Below are 16,545 nucleotides of genomic sequence, written 5' to 3'. Positions count from 1 at the left end.
GTTGAGGAGCTGGAACATGCTCTGGCACGTGGCGCACACATTTACGCAGAAATCGTTGGCTACGGCGCGACCTCTGACGGTGCTGATATGGTGGCACCATCAGGCGAAGGCGCAGTGCGCTGCATGAAGATGGCGATGCAGGGCGTTGATACCCCAATCGATTACCTCAACACCCACGGTACTTCTACACCTGTCGGTGATGTGAAAGAGCTGGGTGCGATTCGCGAAGTGTTTGGTGACAACTCACCGTACATTTCTGCTACCAAAGCCATGACCGGTCACTCACTGGGTGCAGCGGGCGTGCAGGAAGCGATCTACACCTTGCTGATGCTGGAGCATAGCTTCATCGCACCAAGCATCAACATCGAAGAGATTGATGAAGCGGGTAAAGGCCTGAACATCGTGACGCAGCCGACTGAAAAAGCGCTGACCACCGTGATGTCCAACAGCTTCGGTTTCGGCGGCACCAACGCCACCTTAACCATGCGTAAGCTGCCAGCTTAATAGCGTGATCACCGTTTTCCAGGGGCCGGTCTATCCGGCCCCTGTTGTTTTTGACATTTCCCCCGCTGCTTGCCTACACTCATCCCATCTTGCCTGAAATAAAATAATCGTTTGCGCACGTTATGAACCAAACAACCCGTTTTCGCCTGAATACAGGGTGCGAACGTATGTTGGTTTTGCCTGTCGTGCACGCTCTGAACAAGGAATTCATACCATCATGACCACGGCTGCTGATACGCAGACGCAATCTGTGCTGCCTTTGGGTTGCATATCCTTTGCGGTGTTTCTCACTTACTTAACCGCAGGCCTGGCGCTCCCGGTTATCCCGCTGTACGTGCATCAGGAATTGGGCATGAGCAACCTGATGGTGGGCGTCGCGGTGGGCATTCAATTCTTCGCCACGTTGCTGACGCGCAGCTTCGCCGGACGCCGAGCCGATCAGCACGGTGCCAAGCTCACCACCCAACACGGTATGATCGCCATCGCGCTGGTGGGCGTGGCGTATCTGGCCGCGGCGATGCTGCCGGTTTCGCCGTGGGCAAAATTTGGTTTGCTGGCAGTGGGGCGTTTGTTACTCGGATTTGGTGAAAGCTTGCTGCTCACCGGTAATCTGACCTGGGGCATGGGGCTGGTGGGAAGCAAACGTTCTGGTCTGGTGATGTCGTGGAACGGTATGGCGATTTATGGATCGCTGGCGGCGGGCGCGCCGCTGGGTTTGTTGATCAATCAACATGGCGGATTCGCGGCACTCGGTGCTGTCGCGCTGCTGTTGCCACTGCTCTCGCTGGCGATCAATAGCTGGGTCAGTAAAGTGCCGGTGGTGGGTGGCGAGCGTCCTTCTCTGTTCAGCGTGGTGAAAACCATCTTCCAACCCGGCATCGCGCTGGCGTTACAGGGCACCGGCTTCGCCGTGATCGGCACTTTTACCTCGCTCTATTTTGCCGCAGAAAACTGGGGCAATGCCGGTTTTGCCCTGACCGCATTTGGCTGTGCTTTTGTATTGGTGCGCGTGTTCTTTGGCGGCCTGCCGGATCGTCACGGTGGCGTCCGCGTCGCAATGATCTCGCTGCTGGTGGAAACTGCCGGTTTGCTGGTGCTGGCGTGTGCAAGCTCTGGCTGGATGGCGCTGGTAGGCGCCGCGCTCACCGGCTGCGGCTGTTCACTGATTTTCCCGGCGCTCGGCGTCGAGGTGATCAAACGTGTCTCGCCGCAAATTCGTGGCACGGCGCTGGGCGGTTTCTCCGCTTTCCAGGATATCGCTTACGGTGCCAGCGGCCCACTGACCGGCCTGCTCGCCACGGCGTTGGGTTATGGCTCGGTCTACCTTGCCGGTGCCTGCTGCGCAGCCCTGGGCATTCTCGTCACCTGGTCGTTTGCGCGTAGCGCGACAACAGCGTAACCAGCTTATCGCAGGCGCTGACAATCTCACCTGGCGTCAGCGCGGCAAAGCCCAGCAGCCAGCCCGATTGCGGCTGACTGTTGCTGTACAACGGCGACAGACGTGGCAGCAGCAGACCGATTTCCCTGGCCTGTTGCGTGAGCTGTGCTTCCTCACCCTGATGCAATGCTACCGTCAGCTGTAGCCCGCCAGACGCCTGTAGCGGCGTCAACCACGGCTGCAGGCGCGTGTTGATCTGCTCCAGCAATCGGTCGCGGCGGCTGTGGTAAAGCTGGCGCATCAGCCGCAGGTGGCTGGCAAAATGGCCTTGTTGGAGGAACTCAGCGGTAATCGCTTGCGGCAACAGCGCGCTGTGACCATCCAGAATGCTGCGCGCGCGACCCATGGCATCTACCAGTGCTGGCGGCACGACCATCCACGCCAGCCGCAGGGAAGGGAAGAGCGTTTTGGAAAAAGTGCCAAGGCAGATAACCCGGCTGTTATCCTCCAATCCCTGTAAGGCGGGAAGCGGGCGATCGTCATAGTGAAACTCACTGTCGTAATCATCCTCAATTAACCAGCTTTGCTGCTGGTGCGCCCAGTCGAGCCACTGCAGGCGGCGGGCAAGGCTCATCGCGGTACCGGTGGGATAGTGATGTCCCGGCGTCAGATAAACCAGCCTCGCGTCTCCTTCAAGCGGCATCGCGCCTTCGCTATCCAACGGCATCGCGCGGCAGTGTGCACCCGCAGCGAGGAAAGCGTTACGCGCGCCGGGATAGCCAGGCTCCTCAAGCCACACTTCATCATTGGCATCCAGTAACATCAGCGCCAGTAACTGCAGGGCCTGCTGTGAACTGGTTAGGATAACGACTTGCCCGGCAGCACAGCGCACCCCGCGTGATAACGCCAGATAATCCGCCACCGCCTCACGAAGCGGCATAAAGCCTAGTGGATCGCCATAGCTCATTACCTGGTTACCCAGCGAGCGCTGCACGCTGTTGCTGATCCGGCGCCATTGCGTATGCGGGAAAGCGCGTAATTCAGGCGAACCGGCGGCAAACGCATGGGGGAACGGCGGATCCTGGCAGCCACCCGTCGCCAGGATCTGCTCGCCGCGTCGGGAAAATCGGGGTGAGCCCTGTGCGGGTGTGGTCGCCGCCCGTGCAGGCATTGCAATCGATACAAAAGTCCCCCGACCTGCCCGTCTCTCCAGATAGCCTTCACTCTCCAGCTGCGCATAAGCGGCTTCCACCGTCACCCGCGACAGCGACAAATCCTCGGCTAACTGACGGCTGGAGGGTAAGCGTTGTTGATGGTGCAAATGGCCGCAAGTAATGGCCTCACGTAGCGTATGGCATAAACGTTCACGTAAGCCGCCGGATGACGTGTGATTAAACAAGGCTAAAAAAGAGTGGCGCATTGTGGTCTTATCACTGTGGCGAAAGTGGTATCAGATTGCAGACCACTTTGCCGTAAACTCAGGGAAAATTACACAAGGAGAATGCGATGTCATCAGTCTTACTCTTCCCGCCCGCGGATCCTCAGGAAAGCGTGGCGTATCTGCAGCACAAACTGAGTTATTACACCGATGCCTGGGATTTGGCAGAGGATCTGGCGCAAGGCGTCAATGCGATAGTGGTGGTTGATGCGCGATCCACTGATGTCTATCTGGCGGGGCACATCACCGGGGCGATTTCGTTTCCGCATCGCACTATGAATGCCGACTCCACTGCACAGTTGGATCGCAGTAAGGTGTATATCACATACTGCGATGGCATCGGCTGCAACGGCTCAACGAAAGCGGCATGGAAACTGGCTTCGCTGGGTTTTCAGGTCAAAGAGTTGATCGGTGGACTGGATTTCTGGAAGCGCGATGGGCATCCATTAACGTGGGGAACGTCGCCGGGCGAGTGGCCACAGGCCGCATCCGGCGCGCACTGTGGCTGCTAAATTACAGGAACAGCCAGAGTAAAAAGAAGAACAGTGCCAGGCCCAGAATCAATGTCAGTGCCGGGCGCTGTGCCAGCGGACGCGGCAAAATCTCAATCCACGGCGACCAGATCGGCTGCGGACGTAAATCACTGGCGGCGTGCGGCTGCTCCAGCGTTTTCTCGACGCGGCGGCTAAACAGCAAGTTGATAAGATCTTGCGTTTGCGCGGGCGTCAGTACCGTCTGCGGCGTGGCCTGGAAACGCTGCTGGCTATAATCCTCCAGCAGCCGTTGCTCGTCATGTGTCAGCGGCTGCTTCAGCGAAGTTTCCAGCATTTGTAAGGTCGGTGCGCTGTGTTGACCCAATGTCTGACGTACCTGCAAATATTGTGTCAGCAGCGGGAAGTGGCGAGAGGGAATTGGATCGCCACTCTTCAGATTGACCAGTTTCAGCGCTTCAGACAGCAGCTTGACCGGTGATTCGCCGGTCGTGGCCGCAAGGCGCGTAACTTGTTGATTCAGCGATTGCTGTTCAGCTGGCAGCAGCGTGCGGTCGGACGCGCGCGTTTGCTGCGGCTGCGGGATCGCCATCTGCCCATTTTGCAGCATGGTCAGCACCTGATGTAACTGGTCTTGCGACAGCGCACTCAGCACCGTTTGGTTAAATTGCTGACGGATAAAGTCACTCACCGCCTGGCGATTATTGCCCTGCGGCAGCTTTTCCAGCAGCTGCTGCAACAGCTGACGTGTGGCAAGGCTGTTCTGTACCTGGGTCAGACGCCCATTCAAATGCTGTTCGGCAGCAGGAAAATGACGCGATTGCAGCTCAGCATCATTCTTCACGCCTACTTCATGGCGTACGCCAGCCCACAATTCCGGGGCTTTCAAGGTACTGAGTGACATGATGCGCACAATCAGACGTTCCAGCGTGGTGCGCTGGGCAGGGGAGAGCGGCTGTTCGCCCGCCGGTCCGCCAGGACGAGTTGGGCCAGTCGCATTAGTGAGCGTTGTACGATCGCCCGCAGGCACACCGGGACCGCTGAGAGGTTGCATGGCGGAATCCTTGAAAAACGAGGTCAGATCCGGGTGCGCCGGAAAAAAGAGGCCATATGATAGCAAAAGCCCCCGGGAAATCCACGGGGGCAGTGAGGGGAAATCGCGTCAGTTCTGGATTTATTCAGCTTCAGCCAGTTTGAGACGCTTACGACGCCAGCGTTTCCACAGTGGCGGCACGATCAGGACAGCGATCGCCAACACCAGCAACACTTTGCAGATCAGGCTTTCCCATAGAATCGGCAGGTTGCCGTTACTGATGGAGAGCGCACGGCGCAGGTTTTGCTCCAGCATCTCTCCCAGCACGAAGCCCAGTATCAGCGGCGACATCGGGAAATCCATTTTACGCAAGATATAGCCAAAGATACCCAGTCCGACCATTAGCAACAGATCAAAAGTGGTACTGTGCACGGCGTAAACGCCCACTGCAGAGATCGCGGCGATGGCGGGTACCAGGAACCACAGCGGGATGGTCAGCATGCGGGCGAAGATGTTGATCATCGGGATGTTCATGATCAGCAGCATGACGTTGCCAATCAGCAATGCTGCAATCAGACCCCAGACGATATCCGGCTGTTCGGTAAACATCGCCGGGCCGGGTGTGATGTTGTACAGCGTCAGCGCACCGACCATCACCGCCGTGGTGCCGGAGCCCGGAATACCCAGCGTCAGCATCGGAATAAAGGAGCCACAAGCCGAGGCGTTGTTGGCCGCTTCAGGTGCCGCCACGCCGCGAATATCCCCTTTACCAAACTGGTCGCTGCCGCTGATTTTTTTCTCGCTCATATAAGCGATAGCACTGGCGATGGTGGCACCGGCGCCGGGCAGTACGCCCACAAAGAAGCCGATAAAGGAGGAACGCAAGGTAGCACCGGTTGCCTGCGCCGCTTCTTTCATGTTGAACATCATGCGGCCACTGGCGCGAACCACTTTCTGCCCGCTGCTGGTGGATTCCAGCATCAGCAGTATTTCACTGACAGAAAACAGTCCGATCACCACGACCACAAACTGGATACCGTCGGAGAGGTGCACGCTGTCGAAGGTGAAACGATAGACGCCGGTATTGGCATCGACGCCAACGGTGGCCATACCCAAACCGATCAGCGCGGCTAAAAACGATTTCAACGGATTGTGGCTCATCATGCTGCCCAGACAGGCAATCGCAAACACCATCAGCGCGAAATACTCCGCCGGACCAAAGGCCAGTGACCAGTTGGCCAATATAGGGGCAAAGAGAATAATGCCGAGAATGGCGATCGTGGATCCAATAAATGAACTCACTGCTGAGATCGACAGGGCCACGCCAGCTTTGCCCTGTTGCGCCATCGGGTAGCCATCCAGCGCGGTCATGATTGCCCCGGCATCGCCTGGCACGTTAAGCAAAATAGAGGAGATACGACCACCGTACTCGCAACCGATGTAGACCGTAGCAAGCAGGATCAGCGCGGACTCGGCAGGTAAGTGCAGAGCAAACGCCAGCGGCATCAGGATCGCGACACCGTTAATCGGCCCGAGTCCGGGCAGTAGGCCAACAATGGTGCCAATAAAGCAGCCGATGAGTGCGATCATCAGGTTTTCCGGCGTCATCGCGACGGCAAACCCTTGCATCAGAAAAGACCAGGTATCCATGTGAGACTCCCGTTAATTGAACCAGCTGCCGACGGGCAAGGTGACATCGAGCAGGCGGTCAAAGGCATAAAACAGTGCTATGCCCATCACCACACCGGACACCGCAGCCGCCCACCAGCGCGCGCCAAACAACAGCCCAATGCCAAAGGTCAGCAGCGTGGTGCATGCAGCAAAACCCAGACGCTCAAACAGCCAGCCATATACCATCAGCATGACGCACATCAGCACTAACTTTTTCAGTGTGATGGCGGAAGGCCACTGCACCAGATCGGGTTTGCGCAGTAACATCATCACGGCGCAAATCGCCATTAATCCCAGCAGCAGCATCGGGAAAGGGCGTGGGCCGACCGGTTCATAGCTGTATTCACTCTGGATTTGCCAGGCAATAAACAGCCCGGCAATGCACAGCAGCAGCCAGATACCGGCGAAGATACGATCGCTCATCATCGACTCCGTTATTTGGCCAGGCCAAAGGATTTGGCTTTTTCGCGATAATCAGCCACCTGTTTTTTCACGTAGGCATCCAGCTCGCTGCCGAACATGTTGAACTCAAACAGTCCGCGCATATCTCGCTGTTGCTGAAACTCTTTGGTGGTCACCAATTTTTTGAACGCGTCTTCCCACCACTGATATTCCGCGTCAGTCACTTTTGGACCAAGGTAATAACCGCGAATAATCGGCCACTCGACGTTATAGCCTTGCTCTTTGGCGGTCGGCACATTCGCCAGTTCACCCGGTAAGCGTTTGTCAGACATCACTGCCAGCACGCGCAACTTGCCGGCTTGCAAATGTGGCACCATCTCGCTCATATCCCCGGAGACCACCTGAATATGGTTGCCAAGCAGAGCCGTTACCGGCTCGCCACCGCCCTCAAACGCGACATAGCGCATCTTGCGTGGGTCGATGCCCGCTTCGCGAGCCAGCAGGGCGGTTTTCATCCAGTCCTGACTCCCGATCGATGCACCTGCGCCGACCACCACTTTGGTGGGATCGCTCTTCATGGCTTCCATCAGTTCACCAAGGTTTTTCCATGGGGCGTCATTGCGTACCGCGACGATGCCATAATCGGTGCCGACGGCAGCCAGCCACTTCACGTCACTTTCTGAATAGCGGCCAAACTTGCCCTGAGAGAGATTGAGCAGCGAACCGCCGGAGAAGGCCACCAGCGTGCCTGCTTCGGCGGGGCGCTGAGCAATGATGGCGTTGTAAGCCACCGCTCCCACACCGCCGGGCATGTAGGTCACGCGCATCGGTTTACTGATTTCGCCGGTTTCCTGCATGGAAACCTGAATCAATTTACAGGTCAGATCAAAGCCACCGCCGGGTTTGGCGGGGGCGATACATTCTGTCCGGTCTGGCGCTTCTGCCAGCGCAGAAGAGATCGACAAAGCCACGAGGGTTGAGGCGAGGGCGAGGGGTAAGATTTTTTTCATTATTCGCTCCATTCATGCTTCCAGAGTGTGACAACTGCCGAACATTCGGCGTTGCTGAATTGTTAATGGTGTAACCTTTCATTTACCTTTCAGTGCTCGGGAAAAGTATCAGGATGTGATATGCGTCTCTTACTGGTGGAAGATACGGTTGACCTGGCCAGCTGGCTGCAAAAAGCGCTGACACAGAAAGGTTTTGCCGTGGATTGGGTTGCGGATGGCCTGGCGGCAGACCATGTGTTGCAGAGCGAAGACTATGCGGTGGTGGTGCTGGATGTATCACTGCCACGGCTGGATGGTCTGGCGGTGCTGGCGCGTTTGCGTAAGCGTGGGCAAACCACGCCGGTATTGTTGCTCACGGCTAAAAGTGCGCTGGAACAGCGCGTGCAGGGCCTCAATGCGGGCGCGGACGACTATCTCACTAAACCCTTTGAACTGGATGAGCTGGAAGCGCGCCTGCGCGCCCTGATCCGTCGCAGCCAGGGGCAGACTGCGCAATCGCAGACCGTGGGCCAGCTGGAGCGCGACGGCGAAGGCTATTTTCTGCTGAATCATAAACCGTTGATGCTCACCCCGCGTGAAGCCAGCGTGCTCTCGACTTTGATGCAACGCCCTGGACGTCCGGTGTCACGCCAGCATCTTTATGAACAGACCTTTACCTTAACCGATGAAGCCAGCCTGGAAAGCATTGAACTGTATGTGCATCGGGTGCGGAAAAAGCTGCAGGGCAGCGATGTTGCCATCGTGACGCTACGTGGGCTGGGATACAGTCTGGAGTGCCAGCCGTGCGCCTGAGCCATTCACTGCGTGGTGAACTGCTACTGTGGTTGGGCGCTCCGTTGATGTTGCTGTGGGGGTTGTCGGTTTATACCCATTACCAGAGTGCGCTGCAGGCGGCGAATCAGGCCTACGATCGTTCACTTCTCGCCTCGGCACGCACGGTGGCAGAAAGGCTGGTGGTGCGACAGAACCATTTGGAGGTGGATGTGCCCTGGGTGGTACTCGACAGCTTTGAGCGCAACATGAACGATCAGTTGTTCTATCAGGTGATTTCACCGCAAGGCAAAACTCTTTCAGGTTATCCCGATCTGCCCCCTTTACCGCGCAATGCGCCGCTTTCTGAAGCCTATCCCGCTTTAGTGCACTTTTACGATGGCAGCTATCGTAAGCAGCCGATTCGGATTGCGGCGTTATGGCAACCGGTAAACGAGCAGGGCGTAGAGGGGATGGCGCTGGTTCTGGTGGCCGAAACCCTGAATTCTCGTCATGGGTTTGCGGAAGGATTATTGCGCACCGCGTTGATCAGTCAAAGCTTTCTGGTGTTGATTACTCTGCTGTTAGCCAGCCTGTTATTACGCAAAGTGTTGCGGCCGCTGCGCCGATTATCGCGCATCATGCTACGACGTGCGCCAGGTGAGTTGACGCCTTTGCCGTCGCTATTACCCTGGTCGGAATTGCAGCCGTTAATTATTGCCTTTAACCGGCATCTGGAACGACTGCGGGGCTTGCTGGCACGACAGGAACGCTTTAGTGCCGACGTTTCACACCAATTACGTACACCGCTCACTATTTTAAAAACCCAGGTTGGCGTTGCGCTCAACAGTGATGATCCTGCGCAGTGGCGCGAAAGTCTGCTCGGCATGCGCCGTACGCTCAACGATACGGTGCAACTAACCGATCGGCTGTTGCAGCTGGCGCAAATCAAAGCCCGGCACGGTGAGGACAAGCCTTTTTCTCGGGTCAGTTTGAATGAAATTGTGGAACAGGCATGTTTCAGCAGCTATGCCGGCGCGCGCCATAAACACATCGATCTGGGATTTGAAGGCGACATTCCCTGTGTGGTGCAAGGCGATGGCTTATTACTGGCCGAACTCTGTGCCAACCTGCTGGACAATGCGATTAAATACACGCCAGAAGGCGGGATCGTCACGGCGAGATTGCGGGAGAAGCAGCTGGAAATTGAGGACAGCGGACCGGGCATTAGCGCGGCACAACAGCATCAGGCATTGCAGCCGTTTGGTCGCCTGGATACTGCCAGCCAGCCCGGTGCGGGCATCGGGCTGGCGCTGGTCAAAGATATCTGTGCCTGGCACGGTGCGCAGTTGCTGCTGGATCGCAGCCCGCAGCTGGGCGGGCTGCGCATCATCATCAGCTTTCGCTGAGCTGAACGGTACGTTCACGTGGCTTGCGCAGGGGTGTTTTCAGGCGTTGTGCCAGAATCACACCCACTAACGTCATGCCACCGCCAATCCAGTGATAGGCATGCAGTTGCTCATGCAGGAACAGCACGGCAATGATGGCGGTAAACGCGGGCACAAAATTCATAAAAATGGTGGTGGTACTGGCACCTAGACGTTGCACACCAAGGATCCACAAGAACGGCGCGATAATGGACGCGAAAAGCCCGGCAAACAGCACCAGCGGAATGTTATGCAAGTTCAGCGTGACGTCCGGTGCGCGCAAGAATCCAGGCAGTAACAGCAACACACCAAAGAAAATCTGCACGTACAGGCTCTGCCAGGTCGGCAGAGGGATCGCCCAGCGTTTGGTCAGCACACCGTAAAGCGCATACGAGGTGGAAGCCGCCAGCATCATCAACTCGCCGTTGCCCAGACGCTGATTCAGCAACTGAGCTGGATTCCCTTCACTCACCAACCATACTAAACCGGTAAAGGACAACAGGCCGCCGATCAAAATGCCGCGCGTCGGCGCAAGGCGTAAAACGAACAGGCTCAGCAGAATGGTCAGTAGCGGAATCGTGGCACCCAATATACCCATCATCACCGCCGACACGCTGTGGGCGGCATAGTAGGCGAGACTCTGATAAAGCACCATGCCCAACAGGCCGAGGATCAATAATCGCCACAGATTGGCCTTCACGGCATGGCGATGGCGCCACACGCCGGGCAGGCTGAAGGGGGCCAGCACGATGAGCGCCAGCAGCCAGCGATAAAAGGAGATGGCGGCAGGATCGATGCTCCCGGCAGAGAGTTTGCTGACAATGGTGTTGATCGACCAGATCATCACCGCAATCAACGGAAACAGTAAATTCATCGTACGACTCCTGAGTTTAATCGCGAATAGTTTACATTTGACCGGTTTTGTTCAGATAGTTAAAATCGGACAATATTCGTTAGTGACCGGACAGAATGAATTTACAGATCGAGTACCAGCCGCCGATTGATGCGCCGCTACTGCGCTATTTTATGCGCTACGAGCAGGCTAACGCGAAAACTGAATATCTCCCGCATCTGCACAGTTGGGGTCAGGTGATTTTTGTCACCAGCCACGTGCTGGAGATGGAAGTGGAGGGGGAACGGTTATTAACGCCCGCTGATATGCCGATCTGGATCCCGCCAGAACAGCGCCACAGCAGCTATAACCATTGCCATGCCCAGTTCCGCACCTTCAATCTCGCGGCCGATCTCTGTGCGGAGATGCCCGACAATGCCTGTTTACTGCACGTCGATGCGATTGTGCACGCCATCATGAATGATTTTGCACAGCGTGAGTTGGAGCAGCCTCAAACGGAAGCGGACTGGCGACTGTGTGAAGTCTTGATTGATCGTCTGCGTCAGGCACCGGTGCACACCAGCTATTTGCCGTTGTCGGACGACAAATTTCTCGCGCCTATTTTGCGCGCGCTGGAAGAAAATCCCGGTGATAACACCACGCTGGCACAATGGGCGAAGCGGGTGTTCACCACCGAGCGTACGCTGGCGCGACGTTGTCAGCAGCAGTTGAAGATGTCTTTCAGCGAATGGCGCCAGCGTTTACGGTTTTTGCGTGCCATTGCGCTGCTGGAGCAGGGGTGCAGCGTGCAAGGCATTGCACACGAACTGGGCTATAGCTCGTCATCAGCCTTGATTGTGATGTTCCAGCAGCAGGCCGGCACCACGCCGGATCGCTATCGCAGCCGGTTAGGTTAATCCCCGGCTTTATGTAAGAATACGCGCCTCAAAACGCATCAGCAGACAGGACCGCCGCAGTGAAAATTCTCGTCGATGAAAACATGCCTTACGCTCGTGAACTCTTCAGTCGAACGGGTGAAGTATTGGCCGTGCCGGGACGTCCGTTACCCGAAGCAGAGTTACAGGATGCCAGCGGACTGATGGTGCGCTCGGTGACTAAAGTGAATGCGGCGCTGCTGGCCGGTACGCCGGTGAAGTTCGTTGGCACCGCCACGGCTGGCACTGATCATGTGGACGATGCTTCTTTGGCGGCCGCCGGAATCGCCTTCTCGGCGGCACCCGGCTGTAACGCAATTGCGGTGGTGGAGTATGTGTTCTCCTCCTTACTGCTGCTGGCCGAACGCGATGGTTTTGAACTGCGCGATCGTACCGTAGGTATTGTCGGTGTGGGCAATGTGGGGGGGCGTTTGCAAAAACGTCTTGAAGCCTGGGGGGTGAAAACCCTGCTGTGCGATCCGCCGCGTGCGGATCGTGGCGATCAGGAAACGTTCCACACGCTGGATGAGCTGGTGGCGCAGGCCGATATTCTGACCTTCCATACGCCGCTATTTAAAGACGGCCCCTACAAAAGCTGGCACCTGGCCGATATGGCACTGCTGATGGCACTCCAACCCAACACCATTCTGATCAATGCCTGCCGTGGCCCGGTGGTGGATAACGCCGCGCTGCTTGAAGTGATGAAAATGCGCAGCGACCTCAGCGTGGTGCTGGATGTGTGGGAGCCGGAGCCGGATCTGAACCTCGATCTGCTGGACAAAGTCGATATCGCCACGGCACATATCGCCGGCTATACGCTGGAAGGCAAAGCGCGCGGCACCACACAAGTATTTGAAGCCTGGTGCGCGTTTATCGGTCAGCCGCAACAGGTGGCGCTGGAGAGTCTGCTGCCTGCACCGGAATTTGGCACCATTACGCTGCACGGCAAGCTCGATCAGCCAACGCTGAAACGACTGGTGCACCTGGTGTATGATGTGCGCCGCGACGATGCGCCACTGCGAAAAGTGGCTGCCAAACCGGGCGAATTTGATCGCCTGCGCAAGCAGTATGAAGAGCGTCGTGAATGGTCATCACTGCAGGTGAAATGTGATGATGCCGATAGCGCCGCGATGCTGGAAAAGCTCGGTTTCCGCGCCAGTTTGTAAAGTTAAATCAATCCCCTGCGTTTTCGCGCGGGAAAAGTCTTAAATGTCAGGCGGTGTCATCACCGCCTTCTGTTTTTATGTCATTGTCTGGAGTAAACCACCATGTCTGACGGCTGGAATATTGCGCTATTGGGCGCAACAGGCGCAGTAGGGAACGCTGTACTGGAATTGCTGGCAGAACGCCAGTTCCCGGTTGGTGAATTGTATCTGCTGGCGAGCGAAAACAGCGCCGGTGAAAGTGTGCGTTTTGATGGTCGCACCCTGCGCGTGCAGGATGCGGCTGAATTTGACTGGACGCAGGCGCAGCTGGCGTTTTTCGCTGCCGGACGTGAAGCTTCCGCGCGTTACGCGGATGAAGCCGCAAGCCAGGGTTGCCTGGTGATCGACAGCAGCGATCTGTTCGCGCTGGAGCCGGATGTCCCGCTGGTGGTGCCTGATGTGAACCCGCAGGTGCTGGCCGATTATCGCAATCGCAACATCGTGACGGTGGCCGATGCGCTGGTAAGCCAGCTGTTAAGCGCTATCAAACCGCTGGTGGATACGGCGGGGTTAAGCCGTTTGCAGGTGACCAATCTGATGTCGGTTTCCAGCCACGGTAAAGCGGCAGTGGATGGCCTGGCGGGCGAAAGCGCACGTTTGCTGAATGGTGTACCGGCAGATGAGCACTATTTTGGTCGTCAGTTGGCGTTCAACCTGTTGCCGCAGTTAGCGGATAGCCATGGCAGCGTGGAGAGTGAACGTCGTCTGGTGGATCAGGTGCGCAAAGTGCTGCAGGACGAAGGCTTGCCAATTGCCGTCAGCAGCGTGCAGGCGCCAGTGTTTTACGGCAACACGCAGATTGTGCATGTCGAAAATTTACGTCCGCTGTCAGCCGAAGAAGCGCGAGATGAACTGGCGCGTGCTGATGACATCAACCTCAGTGAAGACGGTGAATATCCGACGCCCGTCAGCGATGCATCAGGCAATGATGCGCTGAGCATTGGCAATGTGCGTAATGATTACGGTCTCCCTGAGCTGCTGCAATTCTGGTCCGTGGCTGACAACGTTCGTTTCGGCGGCGCACTGATGGCGGTAAAAACCGCTGAGAAATTGGTGCAGGAGTACTTCTATTAATGTTGTCTGAAGAAACGACATTTAAGCTGGCGTTAGGCATTGAGTACGACGGCAGCCGTTACTACGGCTGGCAGCGACAGAACGAAGTGCGCAGCGTGCAGGAAAAGCTGGAAAAAGCGCTGTCGAAAGTGGCGAATCACCCGGTGGTGGTGTTCTGCGCCGGACGCACGGATGCCGGTGTGCACGGTACCGGGCAAGTGGTGCATTTCGAAACCACCTCGCAGCGCGCCGACAGCGCCTGGACGCTGGGCGTCAATGCCAACCTGCCGGATGACATCGCGGTACGTTGGGTGAAAGCGGTGCCGGAGGAATTTCATGCCCGCTTTAGCGCCACCGCGCGTCGTTACCGCTATGTGATTTTCAATCAGCGGCTGCGACCGGCGATTCTTGGCAACGGCATCACCCATTTTTATCATCCGCTGGATGTCGAGAAAATGCAGCGTGCCGGTCAGTGTTTAATTGGCGAGAACGACTTTACCTCGTTCCGTGCGGTGCAGTGCCAGTCGCGCACGCCGTGGCGCAACGTGATGCACCTTAACGTCACACGTTACGGACCTTATGTGATTGTCGATATCAAAGCCAACGCGTTCGTGCACCACATGGTGCGCAATATTGTCGGCAGCCTAATGGAAATTGGCTGCGGCAACCAGCCGGAAAGCTGGATGGCTGAGTTGCTGGCGGCAAAAGATCGTACTCTGGCGGCAGCGACCGCTAAAGCCGAGGGGTTGTATTTGGTGGCGGTGGATTACCCATCTCACTTTGCGTTACCTCAGCCTGCGTTGGGACCGTTGTTCCTCGCAGATTAATTTAAATGAGTAAGGATGTTTGGGAGCCGGAACATTATGGAATTCATCCACTTTTTGATCGACTTTATTCTCCATATTGATGTGCATTTAGCCGAACTGGTGGCGCAGTACGGCGTCTGGATTTACGCCATTCTGTTCCTGATCCTGTTCTGCGAAACCGGCCTGGTGGTCACACCTTTCCTGCCAGGGGATTCGTTACTGTTTGTTGCTGGCGCGCTGGCGGCACTGCCGGGTAACGATCTCAACGTGCATTTAATGGTCACGCTGCTGGTGGTTGCTGCCATCCTCGGCGATGCGGTGAACTACACTATTGGTCGGTTGTTCGGTGAGAAGCTGTTTAGCAATTCGAACTCGAAAATTTTCCGTCGCAGCTATCTGGATAAGACCCACGCCTTCTACGATCGCCACGGTGGCAAAACCATTATACTTGCGCGCTTTGTACCAATCGTGCGAACCTTTGCCCCCTTTGTGGCGGGGATGGGACACATGTCTTTTCGCCCCTTTGCGCTCTTCAACGTGACGGGCGCACTGCTGTGGGTGCTGTTGTTCTCCTATGCCGGTTACCTGTTTGGTGATTTGCCGGTGGTACAGGAGAACCTAAAACTGCTGATTGTTGGCATCATTGTGGTCTCAATTTTGCCAGGCGTGATTGAAGTATGGCGCCATCGCCGTCAGGCACGTCAGCAGAAGCCACAGTAAGGCTGTCACCAGATTTTTATCCACAGCGTTAACGGGTTGTGGTTTAATGAGCGACATTTACGGCCTGCTGAAGGTGATTTCAGCAGTCACAAGAAGACTGGACCAGGTCAGCATTAAACAGAAAGGTCATCAATGAGCTGGATTGAACGCATACTGAATAAAAGCACCACCACGCCAACACGCAAAGCCAGTATCCCTGAAGGGGTCTGGACCAAATGCGATAGCTGTGGTCAGGTGCTGTACCGCGCCGAACTGGAGCGTAACCTTGAGGTCTGCCCGAAGTGCGACCACCACATGCGCATGCACGCCCGTGAGCGTTTGCACACCATGCTGGATGAAGGTTCTCTGGTTGAATTAGGCAGCGAGCTGGAACCGAAGGATCTGCTCAAGTTCCGCGATTCTAAGAAGTACAAAGATCGTCTGGTTGCCGCGCAGAAAGACACCGGTGAGAAAGATGCTCTGATCGCCATGAAAGGCACCCTGCACGGTATGCCAGTGGTGGCGGTGGCTTTTGAGTTCTCCTTTATGGGCGGCTCAATGGGCTCTGTGGTTGGCGCGCGCTTTGTGCGTGGCGTTGAGCAGGCACTGGAAGATAACTGCCCGCTGATCTGCTTCTCTGCCAGTGGCGGTGCCCGTATGCAGGAAGCGTTACAGTCGCTGATGCAGATGGCAAAAACCTCCGCCGCGCTGGCGAAAATGCAGGAACGCGGCTTGCCGTACATCTCCGTGCTGACCGACCCAACCATGGGCGGTGTGTCTGCCAGCTTCGCGATGCTGGGCGATTTGAACGTTGCTGAACCGAAAGCGCTGATCGGCTTTGCCGGTCCTCGCGTTATCGAGCAGACCGTACGTGAGAAACTGCCGCCGGGCTTCCAGCGCAGTGAGTTCCT

The 16,545-nt window shown here is 56.6% G+C and carries 16 protein-coding genes and 1 pseudogene; 11 read left to right on the top strand and 6 right to left on the bottom strand.

Annotation, left to right across the window (positions count from 1 at the left end):
• Positions 1-504: pseudogene (locus tag RT340_RS14630) on the top strand (beta-ketoacyl-ACP synthase I); the annotation flags it as partial.
• A 217-nt stretch (positions 505-721) separates the two neighbouring features.
• A complete protein-coding gene (locus RT340_RS14625) occupies positions 722-1,903 on the top strand; it encodes an MFS transporter (protein WP_313376750.1) in 1,182 nt (393 codons plus the stop codon).
• On the opposite strand, the gene RT340_RS14620 is transcribed toward RT340_RS14625, so the two are convergent.
• Positions 1,866-3,302, bottom strand: coding sequence for a PLP-dependent aminotransferase family protein (locus RT340_RS14620; protein WP_313376748.1), 1,437 nt, complete (start codon positions 3,300-3,302; stop codon positions 1,866-1,868). The two genes, RT340_RS14625 and RT340_RS14620, sit on opposite strands and share 38 nt — an antisense overlap.
• 86 nt (positions 3,303-3,388) lie before the next feature.
• On the opposite strand from RT340_RS14620, the gene RT340_RS14615 reads away from it, so the two are divergent.
• Positions 3,389-3,832: a rhodanese-like domain-containing protein gene (locus RT340_RS14615; RefSeq protein ID WP_097116558.1), complete on the top strand. Its 444-nt coding sequence runs from the start codon at positions 3,389-3,391 to the stop codon at positions 3,830-3,832.
• 1 nt (position 3,833) lies between these two features.
• Here RT340_RS14615 and flk read toward each other — a convergent pair whose 3' ends face one another.
• The 4 genes from flk to RT340_RS14595 form a co-directional block, all read right to left on the bottom strand.
• A complete protein-coding gene (gene flk, locus RT340_RS14610) occupies positions 3,834-4,865 on the bottom strand; it encodes a flagella biosynthesis regulator Flk (protein WP_283215524.1) in 1,032 nt (343 codons plus the stop codon).
• 120 nt (positions 4,866-4,985) lie between these two features.
• The gene (locus RT340_RS14605) at positions 4,986-6,494 is read right to left on the bottom strand and encodes a tripartite tricarboxylate transporter permease (protein WP_034825138.1); all 1,509 of its coding nucleotides are present in this window, start codon (positions 6,492-6,494) and stop codon (positions 4,986-4,988) included.
• Positions 6,495-6,506: 12 nt separating this feature from the next.
• The gene (locus RT340_RS14600; RefSeq protein WP_313376744.1) at positions 6,507-6,938 is read right to left on the bottom strand and encodes a tripartite tricarboxylate transporter TctB family protein; all 432 of its coding nucleotides are present in this window, start codon (positions 6,936-6,938) and stop codon (positions 6,507-6,509) included.
• 11 nt (positions 6,939-6,949) lie between these two features.
• Positions 6,950-7,927, bottom strand: a complete 978-nt coding sequence (locus RT340_RS14595) for a Bug family tripartite tricarboxylate transporter substrate binding protein (protein WP_097116561.1) — start codon at positions 7,925-7,927, stop codon at positions 6,950-6,952.
• A gap of 120 nt (positions 7,928-8,047) precedes the next feature.
• Between RT340_RS14595 and tctD the strand changes: the two genes are divergently transcribed.
• A complete protein-coding gene (gene tctD, locus RT340_RS14590) occupies positions 8,048-8,719 on the top strand; it encodes a transcriptional regulator TctD (RefSeq protein WP_313376742.1) in 672 nt (223 codons plus the stop codon).
• Positions 8,710-10,086: a sensor histidine kinase gene (locus RT340_RS14585; protein WP_097116563.1), complete on the top strand. Its 1,377-nt coding sequence runs from the start codon at positions 8,710-8,712 to the stop codon at positions 10,084-10,086. Before tctD ends, RT340_RS14585 begins: the two co-directional genes overlap by 10 nt.
• On the opposite strand, the gene RT340_RS14580 is transcribed toward RT340_RS14585, so the two are convergent.
• Entirely contained in the window at positions 10,073-10,978 is a 906-nt protein-coding gene (locus tag RT340_RS14580) for a DMT family transporter (protein WP_211728256.1), read from the bottom strand. The two genes, RT340_RS14585 and RT340_RS14580, sit on opposite strands and share 14 nt — an antisense overlap.
• Positions 10,979-11,073: 95 nt before the next feature.
• Between RT340_RS14580 and RT340_RS14575 the strand changes: the two genes are divergently transcribed.
• The 6 genes from RT340_RS14575 to accD form a co-directional block, all read left to right on the top strand.
• Positions 11,074-11,853, top strand: coding sequence for an AraC family transcriptional regulator (locus tag RT340_RS14575; RefSeq protein WP_097116565.1), 780 nt, complete (start codon positions 11,074-11,076; stop codon positions 11,851-11,853).
• A 59-nt stretch (positions 11,854-11,912) separates the two neighbouring features.
• The gene (gene pdxB, locus RT340_RS14570) at positions 11,913-13,037 is read left to right on the top strand and encodes a 4-phosphoerythronate dehydrogenase PdxB (protein ID WP_211728255.1); all 1,125 of its coding nucleotides are present in this window, start codon (positions 11,913-11,915) and stop codon (positions 13,035-13,037) included.
• Positions 13,038-13,139: 102 nt separating this feature from the next.
• On the top strand, positions 13,140-14,150 hold the full coding sequence (locus RT340_RS14565) for an aspartate-semialdehyde dehydrogenase (protein WP_058962341.1): 1,011 nt from the start codon (positions 13,140-13,142) through the stop codon (positions 14,148-14,150).
• Positions 14,150-14,956, top strand: a complete 807-nt coding sequence (gene truA / locus RT340_RS14560; RefSeq protein WP_097116567.1) for a tRNA pseudouridine(38-40) synthase TruA — start codon at positions 14,150-14,152, stop codon at positions 14,954-14,956. The genes RT340_RS14565 and truA overlap by 1 nt, the downstream gene beginning before the upstream one ends.
• A gap of 36 nt (positions 14,957-14,992) precedes the next feature.
• Positions 14,993-15,655 carry a DedA family protein gene (locus tag RT340_RS14555; protein WP_313376737.1) on the top strand — a complete coding sequence of 221 codons (663 nt, stop codon included), beginning with the start codon at positions 14,993-14,995 and terminating at the stop codon, positions 15,653-15,655.
• A gap of 132 nt (positions 15,656-15,787) precedes the next feature.
• On the top strand, positions 15,788-16,545 hold a 758-nt coding region (accD, locus tag RT340_RS14550), incomplete at its 3' end, for an acetyl-CoA carboxylase, carboxyltransferase subunit beta (RefSeq protein WP_313376735.1).

The organism is Pantoea sp. CTOTU50773, from assembly GCF_032082325.1.
Taxonomy (GTDB): domain Bacteria; phylum Pseudomonadota; class Gammaproteobacteria; order Enterobacterales; family Enterobacteriaceae; genus Pantoea; species Pantoea communis.
Note: the sequence above shows the minus strand (reverse complement) of the source record. Positions and strands in the feature narration are given on the sequence as shown.